26 protein-coding genes are annotated in these 26,018 nt (G+C 60.0%); 13 read left to right on the top strand and 13 right to left on the bottom strand.

Going from position 1 to position 26,018, the window contains the following annotated elements; genetic code table 11:
* Window positions 1-85: 85 nt before the first annotated feature.
* From AC2I9W_RS11890 to AC2I9W_RS11875, 4 genes are read right to left on the bottom strand one after another with little or no spacing between them, the layout of a single operon-like run.
* Complete coding sequence (locus tag AC2I9W_RS11890; protein ID WP_158390676.1) at window positions 86-634, bottom strand: hypothetical protein; 549 nt, start codon at window positions 632-634, stop codon at window positions 86-88.
* 30 nt (window positions 635-664) lie between these two features.
* Window positions 665-1,669: an HpcH/HpaI aldolase/citrate lyase family protein gene (locus AC2I9W_RS11885; RefSeq protein WP_486410165.1), complete on the bottom strand. Its 1,005-nt coding sequence runs from the start codon at window positions 1,667-1,669 to the stop codon at window positions 665-667.
* Complete coding sequence (tam, locus tag AC2I9W_RS11880) at window positions 1,666-2,469, bottom strand: trans-aconitate 2-methyltransferase (RefSeq protein WP_486410164.1); 804 nt, start codon at window positions 2,467-2,469, stop codon at window positions 1,666-1,668. Before tam ends, AC2I9W_RS11885 begins: the two co-directional genes overlap by 4 nt.
* A 10-nt stretch (window positions 2,470-2,479) precedes the next feature.
* On the bottom strand, window positions 2,480-3,466 hold the full coding sequence (locus tag AC2I9W_RS11875) for a malate dehydrogenase (RefSeq protein WP_486410163.1): 987 nt from the start codon (window positions 3,464-3,466) through the stop codon (window positions 2,480-2,482).
* A gap of 227 nt (window positions 3,467-3,693) precedes the next feature.
* Between AC2I9W_RS11875 and AC2I9W_RS11870 the strand changes: the two genes are divergently transcribed.
* The 9 genes from AC2I9W_RS11870 (at window position 3,694) to AC2I9W_RS11830 (ending at window position 11,803) form a co-directional block, all read left to right on the top strand.
* The gene (locus AC2I9W_RS11870) at window positions 3,694-4,485 is read left to right on the top strand and encodes a GntR family transcriptional regulator (protein WP_486410162.1); all 792 of its coding nucleotides are present in this window, start codon (window positions 3,694-3,696) and stop codon (window positions 4,483-4,485) included.
* Between the two features lie 145 nt (window positions 4,486-4,630).
* Window positions 4,631-5,056: a succinate dehydrogenase, cytochrome b556 subunit gene (sdhC, locus tag AC2I9W_RS11865; protein WP_486410161.1), complete on the top strand. Its 426-nt coding sequence runs from the start codon at window positions 4,631-4,633 to the stop codon at window positions 5,054-5,056.
* A gap of 41 nt (window positions 5,057-5,097) precedes the next feature.
* Window positions 5,098-5,460 carry a succinate dehydrogenase, hydrophobic membrane anchor protein gene (sdhD, locus tag AC2I9W_RS11860; RefSeq protein ID WP_486410160.1) on the top strand — a complete coding sequence of 121 codons (363 nt, stop codon included), beginning with the start codon at window positions 5,098-5,100 and terminating at the stop codon, window positions 5,458-5,460.
* Between the two features lie 33 nt (window positions 5,461-5,493).
* Window positions 5,494-7,299, top strand: a complete 1,806-nt coding sequence (sdhA, locus tag AC2I9W_RS11855) for a succinate dehydrogenase flavoprotein subunit (RefSeq protein ID WP_486410159.1) — start codon at window positions 5,494-5,496, stop codon at window positions 7,297-7,299.
* 27 nt (window positions 7,300-7,326) lie between these two features.
* Window positions 7,327-8,031 (top strand): succinate dehydrogenase iron-sulfur subunit, encoded by a 705-nt coding sequence (locus AC2I9W_RS11850; protein ID WP_158390660.1) that lies wholly within the window; start codon window positions 7,327-7,329, stop codon window positions 8,029-8,031.
* Window positions 8,031-8,324: an FAD assembly factor SdhE gene (locus tag AC2I9W_RS11845; protein WP_158390658.1), complete on the top strand. Its 294-nt coding sequence runs from the start codon at window positions 8,031-8,033 to the stop codon at window positions 8,322-8,324. The genes AC2I9W_RS11850 and AC2I9W_RS11845 overlap by 1 nt, the downstream gene beginning before the upstream one ends.
* Window positions 8,325-8,354: 30 nt before the next feature.
* Entirely contained in the window at window positions 8,355-9,665 is a 1,311-nt protein-coding gene (locus AC2I9W_RS11840; RefSeq protein WP_486410158.1) for a citrate synthase, read from the top strand.
* Between the two features lie 334 nt (window positions 9,666-9,999).
* Entirely contained in the window at window positions 10,000-11,301 is a 1,302-nt protein-coding gene (locus AC2I9W_RS11835; RefSeq protein ID WP_486410157.1) for a DEAD/DEAH box helicase, read from the top strand.
* Between the two features lie 49 nt (window positions 11,302-11,350).
* Window positions 11,351-11,803, top strand: a complete 453-nt coding sequence (locus tag AC2I9W_RS11830) for a helix-turn-helix domain-containing protein (protein ID WP_486410156.1) — start codon at window positions 11,351-11,353, stop codon at window positions 11,801-11,803.
* A gap of 87 nt (window positions 11,804-11,890) precedes the next feature.
* On the opposite strand, the gene AC2I9W_RS11825 is transcribed toward AC2I9W_RS11830, so the two are convergent.
* The 3 genes from AC2I9W_RS11825 to AC2I9W_RS11815 form a co-directional block, all read right to left on the bottom strand.
* On the bottom strand, window positions 11,891-13,042 hold the full coding sequence (locus AC2I9W_RS11825; protein WP_486410155.1) for a glycerate kinase: 1,152 nt from the start codon (window positions 13,040-13,042) through the stop codon (window positions 11,891-11,893).
* 130 nt (window positions 13,043-13,172) lie between these two features.
* Window positions 13,173-14,510 (bottom strand): GntP family permease, encoded by a 1,338-nt coding sequence (locus tag AC2I9W_RS11820; protein ID WP_486410154.1) that lies wholly within the window; start codon window positions 14,508-14,510, stop codon window positions 13,173-13,175.
* A gap of 258 nt (window positions 14,511-14,768) precedes the next feature.
* The gene (locus tag AC2I9W_RS11815; RefSeq protein WP_486410153.1) at window positions 14,769-15,791 is read right to left on the bottom strand and encodes a GlxA family transcriptional regulator; all 1,023 of its coding nucleotides are present in this window, start codon (window positions 15,789-15,791) and stop codon (window positions 14,769-14,771) included.
* A 170-nt stretch (window positions 15,792-15,961) separates the two neighbouring features.
* On the opposite strand from AC2I9W_RS11815, the gene AC2I9W_RS11810 reads away from it, so the two are divergent.
* The 4 genes from AC2I9W_RS11810 (at window position 15,962) to AC2I9W_RS11795 (ending at window position 20,764) form a co-directional block, all read left to right on the top strand.
* The gene (locus tag AC2I9W_RS11810; RefSeq protein ID WP_486410152.1) at window positions 15,962-16,780 is read left to right on the top strand and encodes a hypothetical protein; all 819 of its coding nucleotides are present in this window, start codon (window positions 15,962-15,964) and stop codon (window positions 16,778-16,780) included.
* Between the two features lie 276 nt (window positions 16,781-17,056).
* Entirely contained in the window at window positions 17,057-18,178 is a 1,122-nt protein-coding gene (locus AC2I9W_RS11805; protein WP_486410151.1) for an S-(hydroxymethyl)glutathione dehydrogenase/class III alcohol dehydrogenase, read from the top strand.
* A 243-nt stretch (window positions 18,179-18,421) separates the two neighbouring features.
* Window positions 18,422-19,273: an S-formylglutathione hydrolase gene (gene fghA, locus AC2I9W_RS11800; protein ID WP_486410150.1), complete on the top strand. Its 852-nt coding sequence runs from the start codon at window positions 18,422-18,424 to the stop codon at window positions 19,271-19,273.
* A 408-nt stretch (window positions 19,274-19,681) separates the two neighbouring features.
* Window positions 19,682-20,764 carry a porin gene (locus tag AC2I9W_RS11795; RefSeq protein WP_486410149.1) on the top strand — a complete coding sequence of 361 codons (1,083 nt, stop codon included), beginning with the start codon at window positions 19,682-19,684 and terminating at the stop codon, window positions 20,762-20,764.
* Window positions 20,765-20,790: 26 nt separating this feature from the next.
* Here AC2I9W_RS11795 and AC2I9W_RS11790 read toward each other — a convergent pair whose 3' ends face one another.
* The 6 genes from AC2I9W_RS11790 to phnD form a co-directional block, all read right to left on the bottom strand.
* Window positions 20,791-21,045 (bottom strand): VF530 family protein, encoded by a 255-nt coding sequence (locus AC2I9W_RS11790; protein WP_486410148.1) that lies wholly within the window; start codon window positions 21,043-21,045, stop codon window positions 20,791-20,793.
* A 153-nt stretch (window positions 21,046-21,198) separates the two neighbouring features.
* A complete protein-coding gene (phnX, locus tag AC2I9W_RS11785; protein ID WP_486410309.1) occupies window positions 21,199-22,086 on the bottom strand; it encodes a phosphonoacetaldehyde hydrolase in 888 nt (295 codons plus the stop codon).
* A gap of 105 nt (window positions 22,087-22,191) precedes the next feature.
* Complete coding sequence (gene psrA, locus AC2I9W_RS11780; RefSeq protein ID WP_486410308.1) at window positions 22,192-23,277, bottom strand: iron-containing alcohol dehydrogenase PsrA; 1,086 nt, start codon at window positions 23,275-23,277, stop codon at window positions 22,192-22,194.
* Window positions 23,278-23,414: 137 nt separating this feature from the next.
* A complete protein-coding gene (gene phnE / locus AC2I9W_RS11775; RefSeq protein ID WP_486410147.1) occupies window positions 23,415-24,248 on the bottom strand; it encodes a phosphonate ABC transporter, permease protein PhnE in 834 nt (277 codons plus the stop codon).
* Entirely contained in the window at window positions 24,245-25,102 is an 858-nt protein-coding gene (gene phnC / locus AC2I9W_RS11770) for a phosphonate ABC transporter ATP-binding protein (protein ID WP_486410146.1), read from the bottom strand. The genes phnE and phnC overlap by 4 nt, the downstream gene beginning before the upstream one ends.
* The gene (gene phnD / locus AC2I9W_RS11765; protein WP_486410145.1) at window positions 25,099-25,974 is read right to left on the bottom strand and encodes a phosphonate ABC transporter substrate-binding protein; all 876 of its coding nucleotides are present in this window, start codon (window positions 25,972-25,974) and stop codon (window positions 25,099-25,101) included. The genes phnC and phnD overlap by 4 nt, the downstream gene beginning before the upstream one ends.
* Between the last annotated feature and the right edge of the window lie 44 nt (window positions 25,975-26,018).

Below are 26,018 nucleotides of genomic sequence, written 5' to 3'. Positions count from 1 at the left end.
GTTTTTGAAAAAGGCTGCGCATTGAGGCGCGAATCACGCAGATGCCGCTGAGTGCGAGGCAGCAGCATCTCTGAGCCTTGCTGGATCAGTTGCCCAGCAGGCTAGGAGGTGGGTTTTTGCGAATGGCTTCTGCCACTTGCTGTTGCTCAGGTGCCATGCACTCGTCGGCCAGACGCTGACCCGCCTTCTGGTTCATCAGCATGGACTTGTTGGCGATCTGCAGCCAGACCGCACCGGCGGCCTTGTCTTCCAGGCGCACGGTGCCGGTGGTCGTTGCCACAGGCGACATGTGGTACTTGAAGCCACGGCCGTCCACGATGAAGTAACCGGGGTTGGCAGCATCGGCGTTCACGTTCACGTAAGCGCCCAGCTCGCAGGGAATACGGCCCTTGTGCACACGCTCGGCCACAGCCAGCTCTTGCGCACCCAGCGGGACGGCAGCCGCGGCTACAGCAGCAGCGCCAACTCCGGCGGCCGCAGCAGCAGCGGCCTTGCCTTTTTTGGCTGGCGCTTTTTTGGCAGGGGCCTTCTTGGTTGCCGCAGCCTTGGCCTTGGAGGATGTCTGGGCGGCAGCCGTGTGGCTGACTGCGACCAGAGGAAGGGCAATCATCAAAGTAGCGATCAGGGTCTTCATAGGAATAGCTCCTGCAGACTTGTTATGAGTTCAATGGGTTGGAGCCAAGGCAAACCAGGGTTGCACATCAACCGGCAAGGCCTGCCCCGTCTGATGAGCGCGCTCAAGCAACTGCCAGAAATAGCGGTAGCTGGCGCGGTCGTGTAGTACACCACCAAAACTGATGGGCGCCCAATTCTGCACCGCCGCAGCAGTAAGTATTTGTGCTGCCTGCTTCACTTCGTCCTCTGCGGGCGAAAAAGCTCGCAAAATCGGTCGAATCTGGTCAGGATGAATGCTCCACATGCGTGTGTAGCCGAGCTCTCGCGAGGCTTTTTGCGCGCAAGCCTCCAAAGCCTCAGGATTTTTGAATTCTGTGACCACGCAGTGCGACGGCACCTTGCCGTGGGCATGGCAGGCGGCGGCAATTTCCAGCTTGGCGCGCACGACCAAGGGATGCTCGAACTGGCCTTGCGCCGTCATGGCCGATGCGGGAATGGCTCCACCGTGGGCCGAGACAAAGTCCATCAGCCCGAACGAGATGCTCTGCACTGCAGGGTGCGCCGCGATCTCGAAGGCCTGCTGCACAGCGGCAGGCGACTCAATCAAAACATGTAGCGGCACGCGCTTATCTGTAGCGCGCTGCAGAGCTTTTTCAGCAAAAATCACGTCATCGACCGATTCCACTTTGGGAATCATGATGTGGCAGAGCTTGCCCGCCGCACCACCGGCGATGATGTCCATATCCGCCTGGAAATGCGCGTGGTCCACCGCATGCACGCGGGCTGCGACACGGGCACCGGGCGCTGCGGAGTTCGCCAGCTCCATCACCAGACGGGCGTGCTCGGCTTCATGGCCCACAGGCGCGCCATCCTCGCAGTCGAGCGTGACATCAAACACGCAGGTGCCGAACTCGGCCATCATCTCGGCCTGCAATTGCAGGCTTTTGCGCATGCGCACTTCTACACCGCTGTAGTGATCACACACGGTAAGGCGTGTGGCGCCACCCTGGGCGTCCAGCAGCACAGTTGCGGGGTGAACCATTTCTTTCGTCATGACTTGCGCTGAGCCACCATGAAAAGTCGGGGGAAAGCCAGCAGACGCTTGCCGTCCGCTCGCTCGGGATAGGCCGCATCAATGCGGCGCTGGTATTCCGTCAAAAACTCTGTCTGCAGCTCCTGCGACAGGCCTTCCACAAAGGGCTTGAGACCTGTGCCGCGCAGCCACTGCACAATCGCGGATGCCGACTCCATGGGATGCTGGTAGACGGTGTGCCACACATCCACGCTGGCAACCTCATTGGCGGGGGCCGCCAGCAAGTCGTAATACACCCCAATGGGCAAAATATCGTTTCTTACCTTGCTCGCGTCACCGATGTGCCTCACAAACTGGGGCAGCTGCGCAATTTCACGCATGTTTCGGTGCGAGGGTTCCTGACGGTTATCAGGCATCTGAATCGCCAGCACGCCACCAGGGGCCAACAGCGACAACAGACGAGGAATCAGGGCCTCATGCTCGCCCACCCACTGGATGGAGGCATTGGCATAAATCAAATCAGGTGCTGGCCCACCTTCGGCAGGTGACCAGGAGGCAATATCTGCAGCCTCAAACCGGGCCTGCGGCAACTGTTTGCGCGCAACGTCCAGCATGGCTTCGGAGTTGTCGATGCCCAGGACATCGGCATCCGGGAAACGTTCCACCAGCAATTCGGTAGAGTTACCCGGCCCGCAGCCCAGATCCACAATGTGGGGGCGGCGAGCCGGTTGCAAGTCTGGCACCCGTGCCAGCAACTCTGCAGCCGGGCGCGTGCGCTCGTTTGCAAAGCGCAGATACAGCGCAGGATTCCAGTCTTGCATAGGCGCCTAATTACAGCAGGTGCTTGACGCCGTCTTGCTCGCCTTGCAGCTCAGCCAGGGTCTTGTCGATGCACTCTTGCGAGAAAGCGTCGATTTCCAGGCCTTCGACGATCTTGTATTCGCCGTTGGCTGTAGTGACGGGGAAGCCGAACACGATGCCAGCAGGAATGCCGTACTCGCCGTTGGAAGGCACGCCCATGGTGACCCATTCGCCGTTGGAGCCCAGGGCCCAGTCGCGCATGTGGTCAATGGCAGCGTTGGCAGCCGAAGCAGCCGAGGACAGGCCACGAGCAGCAATGATGGCGGCGCCACGCTTGCCAACCGTGGGCAGGAACACGTCCTTGTTCCACGCTTGGTCGTTGATCATTTCCTTGACCGACTTGCCGTCCACAGTAGCGAAACGGTAGTCCGCATACATGGTGGGAGAGTGGTTGCCCCACACGGTCAGGTGCTTGATATCGCCCACAGCGAAGTTCGCCTTGGCAGCCAGCTGGGAAGCAGCGCGATTGTGGTCCAGACGCAGCATGGCGGTGAAGTTCTTGGCAGGCAGATCAGGTGCCGACTTCATGGCAATGTAGGCATTGGTGTTGGCAGGGTTGCCCACAACCAGAACCTTGACATTGCGCGAAGCCACGGCGTTCAGAGCCTTGCCCTGGGTGGTGAAGATCTGGGCGTTGGCGGCCAGCAGGTCAGCACGCTCCATGCCGGGGCCACGAGGACGGGCACCAACCAGCAAAGCGTAGTCTGTGTCCTTGAAGGCGGTCATGGGGTCGGAATGAGCTTCGATACCAGCCAGCAAGGGGAAAGCACAGTCTTCCAGCTCCATGATCACGCCCTTCAGAGCGTTTTGAGCCTTTTCGTCGGGGATTTCCAGCAGTTGCAGAATAACGGGTTGATCCTTACCCAGCATTTCGCCAGAGGCGATGCGAAACAGCAGGGCGTAACCGATTTGGCCAGCTGCGCCGGTAACGGCGACACGGACGGGCTTCTTGCTCATGGTGAGACTCCAATATTGGAAAAAAGTGGGATGTTAGAGGTGCCTGTCGGCACTAGCGTAACCACTAGTAGCCCAAGCTCCGCAAACATGCGGCAAGTGTACTGCTGAAATCAAATCCCGGTCAATTTGTCTTATGTCTTATATAAGATATGATCCGCATATAGCAACCAGAGTCAAATGACCGTTTTGTGTTTCGCATCGCGGAGGCAACACCTTCAAGATTTACTATGTCAACCCCTCACAACACAGCCCCGGACAATCCAGCCAACCATAGCGGTGGCGCCGGCGTCTCCACCCCGGCCTTCAGCCCTCTGTACCAGCAGATCAAGGGACTGATTCTGCAAAGCCTGGAGGCAGGTGAATGGCGTCCCGGAGAGCTGATACCCAGTGAAATGGAACTGGCAGCGCGCTTCAAAGTGAGTCAGGGCACGGTGCGCAAGGCCATCGATGAGCTGGCCGCAGAAAACCTAGTCATGCGCCGCCAAGGCAAGGGCACATTTGTGGCCACTCACGCTGCACAGCAAGTGCAATACCGCTTCCTGAACCTGCGCCCCGACGCAGGTGACCTTCAAGGCGAAGGCCGTGCCGAGCGCCACATTCTTGAATGCCGCCGCCTGCGCGCACCTGCCGAAGTGGCCCGCTCTCTTGCGCTGCGCACCGGAGACGCAGTGATGCATGTGCGCCGCACCCTGTCTTTTGCTGGAATCCCGACTATTTTGGAAGACATCTGGCTACCTGGAAATGCCTTCAAGGGCCTGACTGCCGAGCAGATGTCCAGTTACCAAGGGCCCACCTACGCCATGTTCGAGCTCGACTACGGCGTGCGCATGGTGCGTGCCGATGAAAAGATTCGCGCTGTTTTGCCCGATGCCGAACAAGCTCAGTTGCTGAACATCCCCAGCACGACCCCATTGCTGAGCGTAGAGCGCACGGCTTACACCTATAACGATGTTCCCATGGAGTTACGACGCGGTTTGTACCGCACCGACACCCACCATTACCGCAATGCGTTGAACTGAATCCCTCCGGAAAAGTGTTGATTGCGCCAATTCCCAATCAACGCTAAGCAATTTGGACTAACGGATTCTGCTGCATTGCAATAGAATTTTGTGTCGCTTCGCACTAGCGATTACAACGCAGTTACATCCACGAAAGTACCCTGCCATGACAGAGCAAAAAGCAAAACAGCGGCCAGAGTTCCGCAATATCAACTTCTTCACGGATCTACCGACCTACCGCCTGCCCCTGGCAGGTATTGTGTCCATCCTGCACCGCATCAGCGGATTGCTGATGGCGCTCCTCTTGCCCTTCATCATCTGGATGTTCGACAAGTCGATTTCGTCGGAAATTTCGTTTGACTCCTTTACCTCGGTGTTTGCAGGTCAATTTGGCTGGTTTGCCAAGCTTGTCTGCCTGGCTCTGATCTGGGCCTATCTGCACCACTTCTGCGCTGGCGTGCGTCACCTGGTGATGGACATCAACCATCACGCCGTGAACAAGCAGACAGGCAAGTCCACCGCCGTTGTCACACTGGTCATCAGCGTTGCTCTGACCGTGGTTCTGGGCGCAAAGCTGTTTGGCCTGTTCTAAGCAGCCCGCGGCCAATAACACCTCACGATAAGGAAACAAGCATGTCCGTGAATTACGGCTCCAAGCGCACTGTTGTCGGTGCGCACTATGGCACTCGCGACTTTCTGGCCCAACGCTCCACAGCCGTCCTGATGGCCCTGTATACCGTTGTGCTGCTGGTGCGCTTCTTCATGGGTGGCCCCGTGGGCTACGAAATGTGGGCTGGCATTTTTGCCCCCCAGTGGATGAAGTTTCTGACCCTGGCCCTGTTCGTGGCGCTGGGCTGGCACGCCTGGATCGGTGTGCGTGACATCTGGATGGACTACGTCAAGTCTGTCGCTCTGCGCCTCTCTTTGCAAGTGGTCACCATCGTCTGGCTGGTGGGCTGCATCGGCTGGGGCATCCAGGTTCTGTGGCGTCTCTGATCGAGACACAGTCTCCACGATTGAAGGTTAAGAATGAGCTACTCCAAAGCAAATATCACCAAGCGCAAGTTTGACGTCGTGATCGTCGGTGCCGGCGGCTCCGGCCTGCGCGCTGCGCTGGAACTGTCGCGTGCCGGTCTGTCGGTCGCCTCGCTGTCCAAGGTTTTCCCCACCCGCTCGCACACCGTGGCCGCCCAAGGTGGCGTGTCCGCCTCGCTGGGCAATATGTCGGAAGACAACTGGCACTATCACTTCTACGACACCATTAAGGGCGGCGACTGGCTGTCCGACCAGGACGCCGTGGAATTCATGTGCCGTGAAGCCCCCAAGGTTGTGGTGGAGCTGGAACACTTCGGCATGCCGTTTGACCGCAATGCCGACGGCACCATCTATCAGCGTCCTTTCGGCGGCCATACCGCCAACTATGGTGAAAAGCCCGTGCAGCGCGCCTGTGCTGCAGCTGACCGTACCGGTCACGCCATGCTGCACACGCTGTACCAGCAAAACGTCAAGTCCAAGACCAATTTCTTCGTGGAGTGGATGGCTCTGGACCTGATTCGCAACCAACAAGGCGATGTCGTGGGTGTCACCGCGATCGAACTGGAAACTGGTGATCTGTACGAGCTGCACGCCAAGGCAGTGCTGCTGGCGACCGGCGGTGCAGGCCGCATCTTCCAGGCTTCGACCAACGCCTTCATCAACACCGGTGACGGCCTGGGCATGGCCGCTCGCGCCGGCATTCCTCTGCAGGACCTGGAGTTCTGGCAGTTCCACCCCACTGGCGTGGCCGGTGCCGGCGTGCTGCTGACCGAAGGCTGCCGCGGCGAAGGCGCTATTCTTTTGAATAGCGAAGGCGAGCGCTTCATGGAGCGTTACGCGCCTACCCTGAAGGACCTGGCTCCACGCGACTTCGTCTCGCGCTCCATGGACCAGGAAATCAAGGAAGGTCGCGGCTGCGGTCCCAACAAGGACTACATCCTGATGAAGTTGGACCACCTGGGTGCCGACACCATCCGCAAGCGCCTGCCTTCGGTGGAAGAGATCGGCCACAACTTTGCCAACGTGGACATCACCAAGGAACCCATCCCCGTGGTTCCCACCATCCACTACCAGATGGGTGGCATCCCCACCAACATCCACGGCCAGGTCGTGTCCTGGGATGGCGAGAAGAACAACGTGGTCAACGGCCTCTACGCCGTGGGTGAATGCGCTGCCGTGTCCGTGCACGGCGCCAACCGCCTGGGCACGAACTCGCTGCTGGACCTGCTGGTCTTTGGCAAGTCGGCTGGCAAGCACATTGTTCAGTTCGTGGGCGGCTACGGTGAATTCCAGGACCTGCCTGCCGATGGCGCAGACCGCACTCTGGAGCGCCTGAACCAGCTGGACAATTCCAAGGAAGGTATCTACGCCCAGGATCTGGCCGGCGAAATCCGCGCCAGCATGCAGCAGCACGCCGGCGTGTTCCGTACCCAAAAGGGCATGGATGAAGGCGTGGTCAAGATCAATGCTCTGCGTGAAAAGGTCGGCTCCGTGACCCTGAAGGACAAGTCCAAGGTCTGGAATACCGCCCGCATGGAAGCGCTGGAAGTGGACAACCTGATCGAAGTGGCACAAGCCACCATGACCTCGGCCGCTGCCCGCAAGGAATGCCGTGGTGCACACACCGTGTACGACTACGAGCACCCTGCCGACCACGCCGAATTCCCGCTGGGTCGCAACGACAAGGAATGGCTCAAGCACACCCTGTGGCACAGCGCCACCAACAGCTTGACCTACAAGCCCGTGAACATGAAGCCTCTGACGGTGGACAGCATCCCCCCCAAGGTTCGTACGTTCTAATCCAGCAGCCCACGAGAGAAGATCAACATGAAGCGCACATTCAAAATCTACCGCTACGATCCCGATGTGGACGCCAAGCCCTACATGCAAACCGTGCAAGTGGAGCTGGACGGCCACGAACGCATGCTGCTGGACGCACTGGTCAAGCTCAAGGCCATGGACCCCTCCATCGCCTTCCGTCGCTCCTGCCGTGAAGGCGTGTGCGGCTCTGACGCCATGAACATCAACGGCAAGAACGGTCTGGCCTGCCTGACGAACATGAACACCCTCAAGGGCGACATCGTTCTCAAGCCCCTGCCCGGCCTGCCCGTGATCCGCGACCTGATCGTGGACATGACGCAGTTCTTCAAGCAGTACCACTCGATCAAGCCCTACCTGCAAAGCGACATCTATGCCGCCCCCAGCAAGGAGCGCCTGCAGTCGCCCGAAGAGCGCGAAGAGCTCAACGGCCTGTACGAGTGCATTCTGTGCGCCAGCTGCTCCACCAGCTGCCCCTCGTTCTGGTGGAACCCCGACAAGTTCGTGGGCCCGGCCGGCCTGCTGCAGGCATACCGCTTCATCGCGGACAGCCGCGACACGGCCACGGGCGAGCGCCTTGATAACTTGGAAGATCCGTACCGCCTCTTCCGCTGCCACACCATCATGAACTGCGTGGACGTGTGCCCCAAGCACCTGAACCCCACTGCAGCCATTGGCAAGATCAAGGAGCTGATGGTTCGTCGAACCGTCTGATGCTGATGACGAATACTCTGCTCGAAGAACGTGAGCGCGACCTGCTGAGGTGGCGCAGCCGCCGTGGGCTGGTTGAGAACGATCTGTTCATCGAGCAGTTCTTCGCCACCTACGGAAGCCAGCTCACGCGGAGACACGCGACTGGCCTGTCTGCCTTGATGGATCTGGCAGACAACGACCTGATGGATCTCTTCTTGCGCCGCAAGGAGCCAGAAGGACAACTCGATACCCAAGAAGTCAGGGAAGTACTGGAGATGGTGCGCAAGCGCCAGCCCGGTAACTGTCCCCAGTAGGCTAGGCAAACTAGAGAAGGAAGTTTGGAAATGAAACTCGCTGACAACAAAGCAACGCTGTCTTTCAGCAATGGTGCACCCAGTGTGGAGATGCCCGTTTACCAGGGCAGCATCGGCCCGGATGTGATCGACATCCGCAAGCTCTATGCCCAAACAGGCATGTTCACGTACGACCCAGGCTTCCTCTCTACCGCTGCCTGCCAATCCGCCATCACCTACATCGATGGCGACAAGGGCGAGCTGCTGTACCGCGGCTACCCCATCGAACAACTGGCCAAGAACTGCAACTTCCTGGAAACCTGCTACCTGCTGCTGTACGGCGAGCTGCCCAACGAAGCCGAAAAGGCCAAGTTTGAAGAGACCGTGACCCAGCACACCATGGTCAACGAGCAGATGCAGTTCTTCCTGCGTGGCTTCCGCCGCGATGCACACCCCATGGCTGTGCTGACCGGCCTGGTGGGCGGCATGTCGGCCTTCTATCACGACAGCACCGACATCACCAACCCCGAGCACCGCAACATCGCCGCGATCCGCCTGATCGCCAAGATGCCTACGCTGGTCGCCATGGCATACAAGTACGGTCTGGGCCAGCCCTACATGTACCCCAAGAACGATCTGTCGTATGCAGGCAACTTCATGCGCATGATGTTCGGCAACCCTTGCGAAGAGTACAAGGTCAACCCCGTGGTTGAGCGCGCTCTGGACCGCATCTTCATCCTGCACGCAGACCACGAGCAAAACGCCTCCACATCCACGGTGCGTCTGTGCGGCTCGTCGGGCACCAACCCCTTCGCCGCCATCTCCGCTGGTGTGGCCTGCCTGTGGGGCCCTGCCCACGGTGGCGCCAACGAAGCCTGCCTGAACATGCTGGAGAACATCCAGGCCAACGGCGGCATCGCCAAGGTCGGCGAGTTCATGGAGCAGGTCAAGGACAAGACCAGCGGCGTCAAGCTGATGGGCTTTGGCCACCGCGTCTACAAGAACTACGACCCCCGCGCCAAGCTGATGCAGGAAACCTGCAACGAAATCCTGTCCGAGCTGGGCCTGGAAAACGACCCCATGTTCGCTCTGGCCAAGAAGCTGGAAAAGATTGCTCTGGAAGACGACTATTTCGTCCAGCGCAAGCTCTACCCCAACGTGGACTTCTACTCCGGCATCGTTCAGCGCGCCATCGGCATTCCTGTGAACCTGTTCACCGGCATCTTTGCCCTGGCCCGTACCGTGGGCTGGATCGCTCAACTGAACGAACAAATGGCTGACCCCGAGTACAAGATCGGCCGTCCTCGCCAGCTGTTCACCGGCTCCGTGTCGCGCGACGTCAAGCCTATCGCTGAGCGTTAATCGATGCATTCAGGCCCGGCTTACCGGGTCTGGAGGTGACAAAAGCCCGCAGACTGCAAAGCCTGCGGGCTTTTTTTAATAGATAGCGATAGCTATCAAAACAAAAGCGCATAGCGCCTTCCAAGCAGTGATTTCAGACTGTTTATTACCTTAAATCTTTACTTAACAAGCGCAAGCAGCTCTTTTATCAATAGCAGGCAAAGCCTTCTCCTGCAGCGCTCACTGCGCCCTTCTTCATCGGCAAGTCGCAGGCCTTGTCCCTGCGCCTCGCTGCGACGCGGCAATTCCCGCACAATGCGCCTCCTGCACAACGCTATTGACGGTTGAATCTTTTATGTCTTTTGCCCCCCTAGGCCTGCGCGCCGAGCTTCTGGATGCCACTCTTGATCTGGGCCTGCGTGATGCCACGCCGATCCAGGCTCAGGCCATCCCTGCCGTGCTGGCCGGACGCGACCTCTGGGCTTGTGCGCCCACGGGCTCGGGCAAGACCATGGCCTATTTGCTGCCGCTGCTGCAGCGCTGGATGGCGCAAAAGCGCTCTCACTCTGGCTTTGTGCGCCCTCTGTCCACCCTAATCCTGGTGCCCACTCGCGAGCTGGCCCAGCAGGTGCACGAGAGCCTGAGCGACCTCACGCGCAAGCTGCACGATCAACCCCGCAGCCGGGTGGTGTACGGCGGTGTTTCCATCAACCCGCAGATGATGCAGTTGCGCGGCAGCGCCGACTTTTTGGTGGCTACTCCGGGTCGCCTGCTGGATCTGGTGGACAGCAATGCCGTGCGCCTGAATACCGTGCAGCAGCTGGTGCTGGATGAAGCCGACCGTCTGCTCGACCAAGGCTTTGCCGAAGAACTGAACCGCGTGCTTGCCCTGCTGCCCGCCAAGCGCCAGACCCTGCTGTTCTCGGCTACCTTCCCGCAGAACGTGGAAGCACTGGCGGCCCAAATGCTGCAAGACCCTGTGCGCGTGCAAGTCGATGCAGGCGCTGAGGCCGAACATTCATCCAGCCCCGAAAATATCAGCCAGCGCGCCATTGCCGTGGACAGCACGCGCCGCACCCAGTTGCTGCGCCAGCTCGTCAAAGATGGCGAAGACCAGCCCGAGTGGGAACGGGCCCTGGTCTTTGTGGCCAAGCGCCACACCGCCGAAATGCTGGCCGACAAGCTCTACAAAGCTGGCATCTATGCCACCACCTTCCACGGCGACATGAGCCAGGGTGCGCGCAAGGATGTGCTCGACCAGTTCAAGGCCAAGCGCTGGCAGTTGCTGATCACCACCGATCTGGCCGCTCGCGGCATCGATATTGCACAGCTGCCCACCGTCATCAACTACGACCTGCCGCGCTCGCCCGCCGACTATATTCATAGAATTGGCCGCACAGGCCGCGCCGGACATGCGGGTGCAGCTATTACTTTTGTCATGCCTGCAGACACGGCGCACTGGAAGCTGATCTGCAAACGCAACCAGTTAGACATCGCACTGGAGCAGCTCGAAGGTTTTGAGCCCACCGAAGAAGTGCCGCCCCCGCCGGTGGCTCAAGACGGCAATGGCGGCATCAAGGGCCGCCGCCCCAGCAAGAAAGACAAGCTGCGGGCTGCAGCCGCTGCAAGCCAGTCTGGCAACACTCCAACGGCATAAACCTGCTGTTTTCACTTTCTCACTGCGAAACCGAAATACCATCGAGGTCATGCCTCGCCAGAACACCAGTCCCGCAGAGTTTCCTCCCGCCATTCTTTTGCAGATAGAGCAACTGGCGCAGCGCATCGTCACCGAGCGCAAGCAGCGGGGCGAGACACAGGCGCAGTGGGCAACCAGGCTGGGAATTTCTCAGCCCACCATGGCCAGGGTCGAACGGGGCGACCCGGCGGTCACCATGGCCACCTATATTTCCTGCCTGTGGCAGCTCAACCCCGAACTGGATCTCACCCGGCTCCTGCCCCATGCGACTGAGGCGCAGGAATCCGCAAAATCCATAGCAGCAGCCACTGACAGCAAAAGGGCTGACGCACAAAAACCCCTCAAACCAAAACACTTGCCGCAGGCCAAGGCTGACCTCGACATGGAGCATCAGCAACAAATCGAGCGCAATTTTGCAGCCGCCAAGGCCGCGCTGGACTTTTTCAAAAGCCCCCTGGTTTAGATTCTTTGCTCCCAGTCCTGCAGCGCTTGCAAAAAACCCCGGCCATTTCTGGTCGGGGTTTTATTTTCAGGGGGACTGTCTCCAGCGTCAGCGCGTCAGTCCCAGGCCCTGCCCCATGGCCAGCAAGGCCGCCACATTGCGCGCGCTGGAGCGCACGTTGTGCTCTGCCTCTGCCAGGGCCTGCGACAGATCACAGATACTGGCCAGCACACTGGTGATGGCGTCAAGGCCGTGCTCATGCACCACATGAGCATTCGCACCCAGGCTGCCCGCAATGCCGATCACCGGCTTGCCATGGCGCTTGGCCACCGTGGCCACGCCGTGCGGTGTCTTGCCAAAGATGGTCTGGTGATCGATGCGACCTTCGCCAGTGATGACCAGATCGGCGTCCCGCACCACCTCATCCAAGCCCACGGCCTTGGCGATGATCTCGCAGCCGGGGCGCAGTTGCCCCTTCAAGAAAGCCATCATGGCCGCACCCATGCCGCCTGCAGCTCCAGCGCCAGCCACAGCGTCGACATCCACACCCAGATCACTCTGGATGATGTTGGCGAAATGTTTGAGTGCGGCATCCAGCGACTGCACCATCTCTGGCGTTGCGCCTTTTTGCGGGCCAAAGATGGCCGATGCACCGCGCTCACCGGTCAGCGGGTTGTCCACGTCGCAGGCCACCTCGATCTGACACTGAGCCAGACGGGCATCCAGCGCCGTCACATCAATGCTTGCCAGTTGCGCCAGCGCTGCGCCACCACGGGCCAGCTCGGCACCTTTTGCATCCAGCAGCTTGACACCTAGCGCCTGCAACATGCCTGCACCAGCGTCGTTGGTGGCGCTGCCGCCAATGCCCAGAATCAGATGTCGCGCACCGGCATCAAGTGCAGCGGTAATCAGCTCGCCCGTGCCATAGCTGGTCGTCACGTTGGGGTTGCGCTGCGCCGGGGGCACCAGAGCCAGACCGCTGGCTGCCGCCATTTCGATCATGGCGGTCTGGCCATTACCGGTCAGGCCATAGAAACCGGTGATGCGCCGGCCCAGCGGGTCGGTCACCTCCACTTCGATGCGGCGGCCCTGTGTGGCTTCAACCATGGCCTGCACCGTGCCTTCGCCGCCATCGGCCATGGGCACTTTGACATATTGGGCGTTGGGGAAGATTTCCTTGAAGCCCAGTTCAATCTGCGTGGCCACTTCCAGCGCGGACAGGCTTTCCTTGTAGGAGTCGGGGGCAATGACGATTTTCATGAATTCGGCTTTCGCAAACGGCTGCGGCTTCGAACGCTTGCCTTGCTCATTACACAGAGAAAGTCAGACTCGAAGCCGCAGGCCATGCACCACAAGCGACATGCGTGCAGCGCAAAGAACGGTGGCAGGCTTACAGCATGAAGGCGCTGGCCAGCCAGATGCAGGCAAAGGTCACCCCCCCCATCACCATGGTCGAGGAGGAGAACACGCGCAGCGATTGCTGCATCTCGATGTTGGAGAACTTGGTCACCACCCAGAAGTAGGAGTCATTGGCGTGCGATGCCACCATGGAGCCGGCGCCAATGGCCAGCACGGCGAACATGCGACCCAGTTCGGAATCCAGGCCAAACGTGGCCATGCTGGGAGCGATGATGGCCGCGCTGGTCAGCGCTGCCACAGTGGAGGAGCCCTGCGCAGTCTTGAGCAGTGCCGCAATGATGAAAGGCACCAGCAGGCCCACGGAGGCTCCACCCAGCACTTCACCCAGTGCGTTGCCCACACCGGTTTCCTTGATCACGGCACCAAACATGCCGCCAGCAGCGGTGATGATCAGAATGGGGCCGGCCTTGACGATGGCCTCTTCCAGCACGTTGGTGAAGTCACCCTTTTTGCCACCATGCTGCATCAGCAGCCAGATGCCGCACAGCATGCCCACCAGCAGAGCCATCACGGGGTTGCCCAGGAAGTGGAAGAAGGTGGCCGCGCCGTCCTTCATGCCCAGTGTGGTCAGCAGTGTGGAGATCGAAATCAGCACCAGGGGCAGCACCACGGGCAGCAGAGCATGCGAGAACTTGGGCAGATCGCGCTGCGACAGTTCATCAGTACCTTCATCAGCTTCGGCAGGGGCGTAGTTCTGGCCCTTGTCCATCAGGCCAGCCCAGTAATAAGCGGCCAGCATGCCGGGAATGGCAAAAGCGATAGAGGCCAGCACCAGCAGGCCCAGATTCGCGTTCAGCGTAGTCGCCGCTGCCAGCGCACCAGGGTGGGTAGGCACCAGGCAGTGCACCACGAACAGGGAAGAGCCCATGACGGCCGCAATCAAGGGCATCGAGGTCTTGGAGTTGGCACTGACGCTGCGCGCAATGCCGCTCAGGATGATGTAGCCGGTGTCACAGAAGATGGTCAGGCCGGGGATGAAGCCCGTCCATGCCATGGCGGCCTTGGCATTGCCCTTGCCCGCCAGTTTCAGAATGTGGCTGGCAATGCTCAGGGCACCGCCGCTTTTTTGCATGCACACCGCAATGGCCGCACCAAAAATAATGATAAAGGAGATGCCGCCAAGCGTATTGCCAAAGCTGCTCTTCAAGGTATTGATCACCTTGTCCAGCGGCATGCCCGAACCCAGCGCCAGCGCCAGAGACACAGCGAACAGCGACCCGAAGACGCTGAACTTCACCTTGGAGGTGAGGTAGATGATGGCCACAATGCTGAGGACCACCAGAATGGATGAAATAGCAATACTGCTCATGGTAATTTTTAGATAGCTGGAATTCGTGACACGCGCTCATCGCATCGATGAGGGCAGATGTCGGCGCTGCTCCTGAGTCACCGGTCTCTCGCGTGTATCGCCGCAGAGAATCAAAACCACCTGCAGCGATGGCGTCGCGATTATAGAAGTTGCAATCAGCAACAGATGCGCATGCTCACTTACCCATGAGCGTCAATCACATATATAGAAAGCCGTCCTTGTGAACCGGCTTTTTATGGCTGTTAAAGCAAACTAGCCCTAATCGCCAAAGCGTTCCCGATAGGCCACCGGAGTAATGCCCAGTTTTTTGACAAACAAATGGCGCAGCGCCTGCTCCGACCCCAGACCGATATGCGCAGCCACCGTTTTCAATGGCCACTGGCTTTGCGTCTCCAGCAACTGCTTGGCGGCCTCCAGCCGGGCGTTTTCCACAAAGGCAGACGGGCTCTGCCCCGTTTCCTGCTGAAACACCCGGCGGAAGTGCCGCTCGCTCATCGCCGCCTGCTCCGCCATCTGCGCCAGGGTCAAGCGCTGATCCATGTGAGTGAGCACCCATTGCTGCACCGCCTGTACTCCGCGGTGCTGGGTGGACTGCGCCGCAAGGGGAACACTGAACTGTGATTGACCACCGGGGCGCTTGAGATACATCACCAGATCGCGCGCCACCTCCAGCGCCAGCGCGTGGCCAAAATCCTGCTCCACCACCGCCAGCGCCAGGTCGATGCCAGCGGTCACTCCCGCCGAAGTCCACAGCTGGCGCTCTCCATCAGCATCCTTGACGTCATCGCGCACATAAATGGCATCGGCGTCCACCTGCACACGCGGATAGCGCTGGGCAAGGGTCTTGGCCACACTCCAGTGCGTGGCCGCACGGCGGCCATCCAGTAAGCCGGCCTCCGCCAAAAAAAAGCTGCCCGAGCACAGTGCAATCAGACGCGGCACCTGGGCTGCCATCGCCTTGAGCCATTGCACCAGTTGCGCAGAACTATCGAGCACCTGCTCGATATGGCGCGAGCCCACGACGATGACCGTACAGCCCGTGCCCTGCTCGGTCAGGCCCGCCAAAGACTGCGTGGCCTGCAGCGTCATCAGCGTGTCCGATGGAACAGGGCCTTGTTCCGCCGCAGTGATGCGCACTTCATAACCGTCCTGCTGCCCTCGGGCTCGCAGATGAATATTGGCGTAATCAAACACCGACATGGGGCCAATGGCTTCCAGCGATTTGAAACCGGGATAGACAATCAGATCAATGCGATGGGCACCAGCGTGGCGATGTTCCATATCAAAAAGAGAGCTTAAAACGCAGGTGGATATTGCGCTGCAGGTCATTTTCATGAAACACACCGCAGCAGATTGCTCCGACTATACGCAGACCGTGCCTCTCACCTTCCCTAGAGACAAGGCAACCATCGCTACAGTTGGGGAATCCCGATCTGCAACGCGAAAAACTCATGATTCCTGGTCCGTTATTTTCCTGGCCCCAGCTTTTGCTGCTGCTGTCGCCATTTCTGGCCCTGTTGCTGGGCGTCGGCCTATTGAGCTATGCCGCGCTTTGGCGGTCCCGCAATCACCATCTACCCAAAGCGCAACGCCGACGCTTTTGGCGTGCCAGCACCATCACGGTGGCGCTGCTGGTGGCCGCCGGTGGCATCTGGGGCTTGTTTTTGCTGTACAAGACCTATGAGTTCGACCGCCAATTCACGCTGGAGACCCACTACCGCCAAAGCCGCCAGCAGTTTGTGCTGCCGCAGGACTTTCAATATGGCGAGCTGCTAATTCCCAAGGGCAGCCTGATCAACCGCTATGACGCCTTTGACAACGGCGAGCCCCAGCGCCCGCTGCGCATGAACCGACTGGATGCGGTGCGCTTTGCCCATCCGGTGCAGGTAGCGGGGGTCTGGGCCATTGCGATGAATGGACATGAACTGGAGCTGGACCGCGACCAGCGCATCAGCCCGGTGTTTCATTTCGACGGCACGGTCAATGACGGCTATGGCGCCTGGGTGCTTGACCCATCCCGCCCTTACCTCGACTGCAAAAAAGGCCAGCTGGCGCGCTTCAATGTGCCACTGATCGACTACGACATCGTGGCTGAATTTGGCAAGCCCGAGCCCGACGGGCCTGACGCACGCTTCAAGCCCAGCCAGTGGGCGGTGGTGGAGTGCAACCATCAGGGCCCCATCGAGGTCAAGCCCGCCTATACCGAGACAGGCCCGGCCGAGGCTCAAGCCCAGGTCTGGGGGCCGCTGCAGCCCAGCAACGAAGACTAAGCCCCGCTCACACAGCCCTTGATACATCGTTGCTTCGCCTTGTCGTACTTTTGTACTGCCTGCGGCTTCGCGCCTCGTCTCAACCGCAAATCTTCGATTTGCTGGGCTGTGTTAACCGCTCTAAAACCCAGCCTCGCACCTTGATCTGCGGCCAACGAACCCGCCCCTGCGGCCATCCGCATTCATAGGCACTGCCACATGCTCTAAAGTTGGGCTTTCGCAAAGCGACGCACAGCCATGTGCCTCGCCCTCCCCGCCTTCCATAGAAAGACCATCATGAAATCACGCGCCGCCGTAGCCTTCAAAGCCGGAGAACCTCTGCAAATCGTCGAAATCGACGTGGCTCCCCCCAAGGCCGGCGAAGTGCTGGTCAAGATCACCCACACCGGCGTCTGCCACACCGATGCCTTTACCCTGAGTGGTGATGACCCCGAAGGCATCTTTCCCGCCGTGCTGGGCCACGAAGGCGCCGGCATTGTGGTGGAAGTGGGCGAAGGCGTGACCAGCGTCCAGCCCGGCGACCACGTCATCCCCCTCTACACCGCCGAATGCGGCGAATGCCTGTTCTGCAAGAGCGGCAAGACCAACCTGTGCACCGCCGTGCGCGCCACGCAGGGCAAGGGTGTGATGCCCGACGGCACCACCCGTTTCAGCTACAACGGCGAGCCCATCTACCACTACATGGGCTGCTCCACCTTCTCTGAATACACCGTGGTGGCCGCTGTGTCGCTGGCCAAGATCAACCCCGACGCCAACCCCGAGCAGGTCTGCCTGCTGGGCTGCGGTGTGACCACCGGCCTGGGTGCCGTCAAGAACACCGCCAAGGTGCAAGAAGGTGACACCGTGGCCGTGTTCGGTCTGGGCGGCATCGGCCTGGCTGTGATCCAGGGTGCCAAGATGGCCAAGGCTGGCCGCATCATCGCCATCGACACCAACCCCAGCAAGTTCGAGCTGGCCAAGACTTTTGGTGCGACCGACTGCATCAACCCCAAGGACTTTGACAAGCCCATCCAGCAAGTCATCGTCGAGATGACGGGCTGGGGTGTGGACCACAGCTTCGAGTGCATCGGCAACACACAAGTCATGCGTGCCGCGCTGGAATGCGCGCACCGCGGCTGGGGCCAGTCGGTCATCATCGGCGTGGCCGGTGCGGGCCAGGAAATCTCTACCCGCCCCTTCCAGCTGGTCACCGGCCGCAAGTGGATGGGCACTGCCTTTGGTGGCGTCAAGGGCCGCAGCGAACTGCCCGGCATGGTGGAAGACGCCATGAGCGGCAAGATCCAGCTCGAACCCTTTGTCACCCACACCATGGGGCTGGCCAAGATCAACGAAGCGTTTGATCTGATGCACGAAGGCAAGTCGATTCGAAGCGTTGTTAACTACGCTGACGCGGAGTAACTAGCTCCCCCTGAGGCGCTTTGCGCCTTCCCCCTCTCTCTACGCGCTGCGCGCTACGGGAGGGGGACGACAGCCTCGCTGCGGGGCGCCCCTTGCTCGCTGTCCTTGGCTTGGGTAGCGCCAGTTTTAAGCACTTTAAATTTCATAGCTGCTTGCGCATGCTTTGATTGGTTTTCAGATACAAAACTGCTGCAAACGCTTTATTAATAAGCGCAAGCAGCTTTTCTTTTAGGAGTAGCCACCATGGAACTCAAGAACGCCCACGCCTGCTTTGGCGGTGCACAGCGCTATTACGAGCACTTCTCCAGTGAGATCGGTCTGAACATGAAGTTCTCGGTCTACCTGCCGCCCAAAGCTGTCATGGGTGAGAAGGTTCCTGCGCTGCTCTATCTGGCGGGGCTGACCTGTACCGAAGAGACGTTCATGATCAAGGCCGGAGCCCAGCGTCTGGCGGCCGAGCTGAACGTCGCGCTGATTTGCCCCGACACCAGCCCACGCGGTGCAGGTCTGGCGGGCGAGGCCGACAGCTGGGACTTTGGTGTAGGTGCAGGTTTTTATCTGGATGCCAGCACCAAGCCTTGGGCACTGCACTGGCGCATGGAAAGCTACATCCTCAACGACTTGCTGCCCCTGGTGGGCAGCAAGCTGCCTGTGGATCTGAAGCGCCTGGGCATCTTTGGCCACAGCATGGGCGGCCATGGTGCGCTGACCCTGGCACTGCGCCATCCCGGCAAGTTCAAGTCGGTGTCTGCTTTCGCGCCGATCACCAATCCTGTCAACTGCCCTTGGGGCCAAAAGGCTTTCACAGGTTACCTGGGCGAGGACAAAGCCGAGTGGGCCAAGCATGACGCCAGCGAGCTGATGGCTGCACAGACGTCGGCTCCCTACCCCGCAGGCATCTTGATCGACCAGGGATTGGCCGACAAATTCCTGATCGAAAAGCAGCTGCTACCCGAAGCCTTTGAGGCCGCCTGCGCCAAAGCCGCCCAACCACTCACGCTGCGCCAGCATGCGGGCTACGACCACGGCTACTACTTCATTCAGAGCTTTATCGACGACCATCTGCGCCACCACGCGCAGCAGCTCGGCGCCTGATTCCGGCATCTGATCTGCTGAAGTTACCGGGGCACCTGAGGGTGCCCTTTTTCAATATCGCTTTGGCAGCGCTCGCTTCAAAGCGATCACAGGGGCGCGCTCAAAGAGCAAGTACCAAGACAGGCTCAAAGCTGAGCACGATCAGCTGCGCGCTGGCTGTCCATGAACATCCGACGTCTACCCTGCTGCGCCTTGGCGCCGTACAAGGCCTGATCTGCACGGCGCATGATGTCCTCCAGGCTGGTGTCTGCAGCGTTAAGCACCTTTGCCCAAGTCAGCCTGAGATTGAAAGCGACGAAACGGGACGAATGTTACAAAACAATCCAATTTCTACAATTCCTTTTTGTACTTTTCCTGGCGCCGCTCACGCCTGCGTCCGGCATACCCCAAAGTCCTTCAGAGGAATCCATGAAAGCCATCTCTCGTACTTCTTTGGCACTGGCTGCCTTCTGCACCGCAGGCGCAGCGCTGGCACAGAGCCATGTTTCACTCTACGGCCTTATCGACGTCTCGGTTGAGCACCAAAAACACGGCAGCAAAAAAGCATCGGGCCTGGCCAGCAATGGCTCATACCTAGGCTTGCGCGGACAGGAAGATCTGGGCGGTGGTCTCAAGGCTGGCTTTGTGCTGGAGTCAGCCATCAATGTTGACAGCGGCAGCGGCGCTGACCAATACGGCTCGGATGACACTCTCAACTTCAAGCGCCGCAGCGAGGTGAATCTGGCTGGCGGCTTCGGCGCCTTGCGACTGGGCTCCTTCAAGCGCGCATCGTACGAGGCAACTGCACAGGCAATTAGCTGGCACAACGACAACGCAGGCTCCACCATGGACAGCTTCGCCAACACCAGCTCTCACTCCAATGTACTGGCCTATCGCACACCCAATCTGGCGGGGCTGAGCGCCGAGCTGCAATACCGTTTTGGTGAAAAAAAAGTCTGGGTCGACGACCTCAAGCACCGCGACGGGGTGGATCTGGGGCTGCGCTATGACCTGGGGCCCTGGGGTCTGGGTCTGGGCTACTCTCAGAGCCAGCTCAAAGGGGATGTGTACGGAGACAGCATCAAGGACAAGACCTACTCTCTGCGTGCCAGTTATGACAACGGTGTCTGGGCGCTAGGTGCCTACTACCAGCGCGACGAAGGCCGTGACAACTGGCCTGGCATCGAGCGCAGTCACAACCACCGCAATACGCTGCGCATCGCAGGCAAATATGTCTCGGGAGCGTCAGATTTTCACGCCAGCATCGGTTACAGAAAAGGCTCCTACACCATCGAAGCTATGGATGGCCGCCTGCCCGCCACCGAGCACGCAAAATACAGCAGCACCCAGTGGCTGCTGGCATACCACTACAACCTGAGCCGTCGCACCAAGGTTTATGCCTTCTATGGCCACGATAACAGTGGCCCCGGCATGCAAAGCCTCCCCGGCCTCTGGGCCGCTCAGTTCAACAGCTTCCGCACCATGGGCCTGGGCATGCGTCACCAGTTCTAACAGGCCAGCGTCGGCAGGACGCTCAATCAGTATGAGCGGCGCTGCTGCGAGCGCTCATATTCGCGCTGGGTCTGCACATAAAGCTGCTCGACTTTCTCGCGCGCCCAGGGCGTCTTGCGCAAAAATTTCAGGCTCGATGAAATGCTGGGGTCCGAAGTAAAGCAGCGCACCGGCACCCGCCGTCCCAGCTCGCGCCAGCCGTAGTAATCGACCAGGTCGGTGAGAATGCGCTCCAGCGTCAGCCCATGCAGAGGGTTGCGCGGTTGTTCTTGAGAAGTCATGGGCGAATTGTGTCGGATTCGTCCACGGCCTGCCGGCCAGTGGCACGCAGTTCAATCCATCCTGCCCAGCAAAATCGACCGAAACCGCTGAGCCCACCATCAAAAAAGCCCCAGCCCAAAGGCTGAGGCTTTTCTCCCCTACTCCAGCAATGCTCAGAAGGGCATCTTGCCTGCACGCATATCGGCAGAAATCTGCGCCAGCACTGCTGGCAGATCGGCCACGCTGCGCACCACGTAATGGGCCCCCGCCTTTTTGAGTTTGGCTTCGGCTACGGCCACGCGGGCATCAACCTCTTCTCTGGGAGCCTGGGCAAACTCTGCCACGCTATAACCCACTTCATTGCCCGACAAGCTCAGACCCACGGTCCACATGCCTGCGCGCAGACCTTCTTCAATGCCGGGCACGGTGTCGTCCACCTTCACACAGGCACGTACATCACCAATGCCCAACGCCAGCACATTGGCCAGGGCCATGAAGGGACCGGGGCGACCACCGGCTTCCAGCTCGTCACCCGCCACCACATAGTCGGGCTTGACGCCGGCGGCCTCGGCCTGCGGCAGCAGCTGCTTGAGCACTTCACGGGGATAGCCCGAGCAAGAGCCAATCTTCAGGCCATTGGCGCGCAGCCATTGCAGTGTCTGTACCGCGCCTGCTATGGGAGCCGAGAATTCGCCCACCTTGGCAATCTGCATGGGCATGAAGCGGGCGTAGATGGCATCCACATCTTCATTGCTGGGCGCACGACCAAATGCTGTCTGCCACTGCGCTGCAATGCTTTCGTCCTGCAGCAACTGGTGGATATGGTCCCACTTGGACAGACCCATGGGGCCACGCGCTTGCTCCAGCGTGATGGTGATGCCGAAGGTAGCAAATGCCTCGACAAAAATCTGTGTAGGCGCGAGCGAGCCAAAGTCCACCAGCGTACCGGCCCAGTCAAAAATGACGGCTTGCAGCGGCGACAAGTCGGCGGAACTTGCGAGCCCAGCGGCGCTGGACACTGTGGACAGGGCTTGTGTTTCGGTGTTGACGTTGGAGTTCATGGCTTGAGAGTGGATCACGGTTGTACAAGGTGAAAGATGTCTTGCCCTGACTCTGAACAGGCAATGGCAGCAAACAAGAGGGAGACATCGTGGTGACGCTTGGGTTTAAAGGGAGCGGATGAAGTTGCGACCGCGCGGGCCACTGGCTGCTTTTTGCACCATGGCCTGCCAGGCATCGGGCAGCACGCCGTAGTGCGCAGGGTCGGTGGCAACGCCCAGGCTTTGCAAAAAGCCTTGCAAGCGCTCAATCGCCACGGCGGCCGTCATGGCATCGAAGATGGAGAGCAGCGCCGCATCGGCAACGGGGTCCGCGCCCTGTGCCATCTCCAGCACCAGTGGCAGGCTGAATGAGCAGGCCAGGCCATGGGGCACACCATGCTGCAAGGTGATGTCATAGGACAAAGAATGCGCCAGCGCCGTCTTGGTGTTGGAGAAGGCCAGTCCTGCCAGCAAGGCGGCCTGCGCCATGTCGGCACGCAGTTGCACGTTGGACAGGTCTTGCATCAGCGCAGGCAGCGTGGCCATGGTGCGGCGGGCCGACTGAACCGCCAGCGCCATGGAGACCGCATTGCGGTTCACATTCCAGATCGACTCCAGCGCATGCGAGAGTGCATCCAGACCCGACGCCAGCGTGGCAGCAGCGGGCAGACTGGCCATCAGCTCTGCGTCAATGATGGCGACCTCGGGCCAGGTGCAAGCCTGGTGCAGCGAGTACTTTTGCTCCCCGGCCTGATCCCAGATCGTGGCCCAGGGCGTGACTTCGCTGCCCGTGCCCGCCGTCGTCGGAATGGCGATCAAGGCTTTGTGCATTCCCGGCTCGAGCTGCGCCCCCTGCTTCAGCACGGCGAGCAGGTCGGCAAAGCGCCCGCCGGGTGTGGCGCAAATCAGAGCCTTGGCCGAATCAATAGCGCTGCCACCACCCAGTGCAACGATGACCGGCACATCGGCATGATCGCGCTGCACCTGCTCGTACAGCGACTCCAGCCACTGCACATCAGGGTTGGGCTGGATGCAGTCGATCACACCCTTGAGTTGCGCTCCGAGCATTTCTTGCATGCGCTGGACCAGACCCAGGGTTTGCGCCTCGGGGAAAGTGACCAGCAGACACTTGCGTCCGGCCAGCAGCGCGGGCAGCTGGTTCAGGCTGCCATTGCCAGCAGTGATGTGCACGGGGTTGTGATAAGTCCACACAGGAGTAGCTTTCAAAAGAATTTTGGGCAAAATCAGCCCCAAGCGCTTATCCATCAAGCGCTTACAGCTCATATTTCAGGAGTTCGAACGACTGAGCAGCAAGTGCTCAGCCGGTCTGTTTCAGTCGCTCGGCGGCATCAGTGGCGTGCGCCTTGCTGAATGCGGCTGCGCAGCCAGTTGGAAGCCATGTCGGCCGCAATCACCATCACCGTGATGACGATGATGCAGGTCGCGGTCTCTTGATAGCGGAACAGCTTGAGGCTGCTGACCAGCTCAAAGCCCAGACCGCCCGCCCCCACCATGCCCAGAACAGTGGCAGAGCGCAGATTGACCTCGAAGCGGTAGAGAACCACGGCAATCCAGGCGGTGATGACCTGAGGCACCACGCCGAAGGCAATGACTTGCAACTGACTGGCACCGGCGCTGCGCAAGGCTTGCAGCGGGCCGTCGTCGATCTCCTCAATCGCCTCGGCAAAGAACTTGGCCAGCATGCCCATGCCGTGCAGAGCCAGTGCCAGCACACCGGGGAAAGGGCCCAGGCCAACGGCTGAGACAAATACCAGGGCCAGAATCAGCTCGTTGATGCTGCGCACCACATTCATGAACTGGCGTGTGATGCGGCGCAACCAGTGCCAGCTGTGCAGATTGCTGGCGGCAATAAAGGCCAGCGGCAATGCCAGAATCACGCTGAGCAAAGTACCCCAGATGGCGATCTGAATCGTCTCCAGCGCAGGAGCCCACAGGCGCGGCAGAATTTCCCAGTCCGGCGGTACGGAGCGCGCCAGAAAGTCCGCAATCTGCGGCATGCCGCCAGCCAGCTCACCCCAGCTCATTTGCGCGCCACCTGCACTCCAGTGCAGCACCCAGCCAATGGCCAGTGCCAGCGCGGCATAACCCAGCCAGCCGCCCGTGCCTTCAGGTCGCCCTGCGGTCCACTGCCAGCGATCTGCTTGTTTCAAGGTATGAGTCATTGCAGACCTCCTGCGGGAGTCACGGGAGTCATCACGGGCGCCATCGCTCCAGGCAACCAATGACCTGCTCCGGCACCACCTGTCGGCACCACTTCGCCCTGCTCGGCAGAGTGACCTGCAGCCTGCGGCTCGTGGCTGTAGATGGCATTCAGTGCGGCCTCATCAAGCTGGGCTGGCACACCGTCAAACACCATGCGCCCTTGGGACAGGCCGACGATGCGATCGCCAAACTCTTTGGCGTAATCCACCTGGTGCAGATTGCAGACCACAGCAATGCCCAGCTCACGCGTAGCATCGCGCAGGTACTGCAGCACGCTGCGTGCAGTCTTGGGGTCCAGGCTGGCTACAGGTTCGTCAGCCAGAATCACCTGAGGCTGCTGGGCAAGAGCCCGTGCAATGCCCACGCGCTGCATCTGCCCGCCAGACAACGCCTCGGTGCGCTCGTCGGCCTTGTGGGCCAGACCCACACGCTGCAGGCATTCGTCGGCCAGATCAATATCACTTTGCCTGAACAGTTGCAGTACCGAGGCCAGCGTCCCCACCTGCCCCAGCCGCCCTGTGAGCACGTTCTTGCGCACCGACAGGCGCTGCACCAGGTTGTGGTGCTGGAAGACCATGGCCACATGGCGGGCCAGCTCGCGACGTGAATGCTTTTGCATGAGGTTGATATCCCCCACCTGCAAGGTGCCGCTGTCGGGCTGGTTCAGTCCATTCATGCAGCGCAGCAAGGTGGACTTGCCTGCACCGGACAGGCCCAGCATCACCACAAACTCGCCGGCCTTCACATCCATGTCGATACCGTGCAGCACATGGTTGCTGCCATAGCTTTTGCGCAGATTGCGGATGGTGATCATTTCATCTTCCCCAGGTCCAGATTCAGCGCCTTGGCCGTCTGGCGCACCACGTCATAAGCTTGATCGTTGGTGGGCGCAAAACCGTTCAGCTCGCCACGGTCACCCCAGGGAAGGCCTTTGATGTCGGCCAGAGCAGCCGCCACTTTTTTCTTGGTGGCTTCATCAAGGTTCTTGCGCCAGGCCATGGGCGACTCGGGGATGTCCTTGGAGCGCCAGATGATCTGGAAGTCTTCCGCCTTCACATGGCCTTTGGCCACAGCCGTCTGGAAGATGGGATCGGCCACGGCCGCTGCATCCACCTTGCCGTTGGCCACGGCCATGATGCTGGCGTCATGCGAGCCCGAGAAGATTACGCGGGAGAAGTATTTGTCGGTATCAATGCCATCGACCTTGAGCCCCGCCTTGGGAAACAGGTGACCCGATGCCGAGCTGGGATCGACAAAGGCAAAGGTCTTGCCCTGCAGCTGGGCAACGGTGCTCAGGCCCTTGTCTTTTTTGCTGATGATGATGCTGTTGTAAGCACTGCGCCCCGACTTCTTGGCCACAGGAATGGCAAAGGCCTCGGCATTCGCCAGCTGGCTGGCCAGCACATAGGAGAAGGGGCCAAAGTAAGCCACATCAATCTTGCCCGAGCGCATGGCCTCGATCACACCGTTGTAGTCATTGGCCACAAAAGGCTTGACCTTCATGCCGGTCTTGGCAGCCAGCTGGTCCATCACCTGCTGGCTGGCGCGCATCATGGCCTGCGCATCTTCGGAGGGAATCAAGCCCACGCGCAGCTCCGTGGGCTGCTGCGCCATCACGCCAGTGGTGGCGACCAGAGTCAGGCTGGCGGCTGCGGTTTTGAGCCAAGTTTTGCGGGTCATCGTCATGAAGTCATCCTTTGCAAATGCATGGTCAGGTGTGTCTTGAATTG

This window comes from Comamonas sp. FUJ_7 (assembly GCF_057369555.1).
Note: the sequence above shows the minus strand (reverse complement) of the source record. Positions and strands in the feature narration are given on the sequence as shown.

Bases quoted from the DNA above. Each gene is read 5' to 3' on its own strand.
- AC2I9W_RS11890 (WP_158390676.1), bottom strand. From the start codon at position 634: ATGAAGACCCTGATCGCTACTTTGATGATTGCCCTTCCTCTGGTCGCA.
- AC2I9W_RS11885 (WP_486410165.1), bottom strand. From the start codon at position 1,669: ATGACGAAAGAAATGGTTCACCCCGCAACTGTGCTGCTGGACGCCCAG.
- tam (WP_486410164.1), bottom strand. From the start codon at position 2,469: ATGCAAGACTGGAATCCTGCGCTGTATCTGCGCTTTGCAAACGAGCGC.
- AC2I9W_RS11875 (WP_486410163.1), bottom strand. From the start codon at position 3,466: ATGAGCAAGAAGCCCGTCCGTGTCGCCGTTACCGGCGCAGCTGGCCAA.
- AC2I9W_RS11870 (WP_486410162.1), top strand. From the start codon at position 3,694: ATGTCAACCCCTCACAACACAGCCCCGGACAATCCAGCCAACCATAGC.
- sdhC (WP_486410161.1), top strand. From the start codon at position 4,631: ATGACAGAGCAAAAAGCAAAACAGCGGCCAGAGTTCCGCAATATCAAC.
- sdhD (WP_486410160.1), top strand. From the start codon at position 5,098: ATGTCCGTGAATTACGGCTCCAAGCGCACTGTTGTCGGTGCGCACTAT.
- sdhA (WP_486410159.1), top strand. From the start codon at position 5,494: ATGAGCTACTCCAAAGCAAATATCACCAAGCGCAAGTTTGACGTCGTG.
- AC2I9W_RS11850 (WP_158390660.1), top strand. From the start codon at position 7,327: ATGAAGCGCACATTCAAAATCTACCGCTACGATCCCGATGTGGACGCC.
- AC2I9W_RS11845 (WP_158390658.1), top strand. From the start codon at position 8,031: ATGCTGATGACGAATACTCTGCTCGAAGAACGTGAGCGCGACCTGCTG.
- AC2I9W_RS11840 (WP_486410158.1), top strand. From the start codon at position 8,355: ATGAAACTCGCTGACAACAAAGCAACGCTGTCTTTCAGCAATGGTGCA.
- AC2I9W_RS11835 (WP_486410157.1), top strand. From the start codon at position 10,000: ATGTCTTTTGCCCCCCTAGGCCTGCGCGCCGAGCTTCTGGATGCCACT.
- AC2I9W_RS11830 (WP_486410156.1), top strand. From the start codon at position 11,351: ATGCCTCGCCAGAACACCAGTCCCGCAGAGTTTCCTCCCGCCATTCTT.
- AC2I9W_RS11825 (WP_486410155.1), bottom strand. From the start codon at position 13,042: ATGAAAATCGTCATTGCCCCCGACTCCTACAAGGAAAGCCTGTCCGCG.
- AC2I9W_RS11820 (WP_486410154.1), bottom strand. From the start codon at position 14,510: ATGAGCAGTATTGCTATTTCATCCATTCTGGTGGTCCTCAGCATTGTG.
- AC2I9W_RS11815 (WP_486410153.1), bottom strand. From the start codon at position 15,791: ATGGAACATCGCCACGCTGGTGCCCATCGCATTGATCTGATTGTCTAT.
- AC2I9W_RS11810 (WP_486410152.1), top strand. From the start codon at position 15,962: ATGATTCCTGGTCCGTTATTTTCCTGGCCCCAGCTTTTGCTGCTGCTG.
- AC2I9W_RS11805 (WP_486410151.1), top strand. From the start codon at position 17,057: ATGAAATCACGCGCCGCCGTAGCCTTCAAAGCCGGAGAACCTCTGCAA.
- fghA (WP_486410150.1), top strand. From the start codon at position 18,422: ATGGAACTCAAGAACGCCCACGCCTGCTTTGGCGGTGCACAGCGCTAT.
- AC2I9W_RS11795 (WP_486410149.1), top strand. From the start codon at position 19,682: ATGAAAGCCATCTCTCGTACTTCTTTGGCACTGGCTGCCTTCTGCACC.
- AC2I9W_RS11790 (WP_486410148.1), bottom strand. From the start codon at position 21,045: ATGACTTCTCAAGAACAACCGCGCAACCCTCTGCATGGGCTGACGCTG.
- phnX (WP_486410309.1), bottom strand. From the start codon at position 22,086: ATGAACTCCAACGTCAACACCGAAACACAAGCCCTGTCCACAGTGTCC.
- phnE (WP_486410147.1), bottom strand. From the start codon at position 24,248: ATGACTCATACCTTGAAACAAGCAGATCGCTGGCAGTGGACCGCAGGG.
- phnC (WP_486410146.1), bottom strand. From the start codon at position 25,102: ATGATCACCATCCGCAATCTGCGCAAAAGCTATGGCAGCAACCATGTG.
- phnD (WP_486410145.1), bottom strand. From the start codon at position 25,974: ATGACGATGACCCGCAAAACTTGGCTCAAAACCGCAGCCGCCAGCCTG.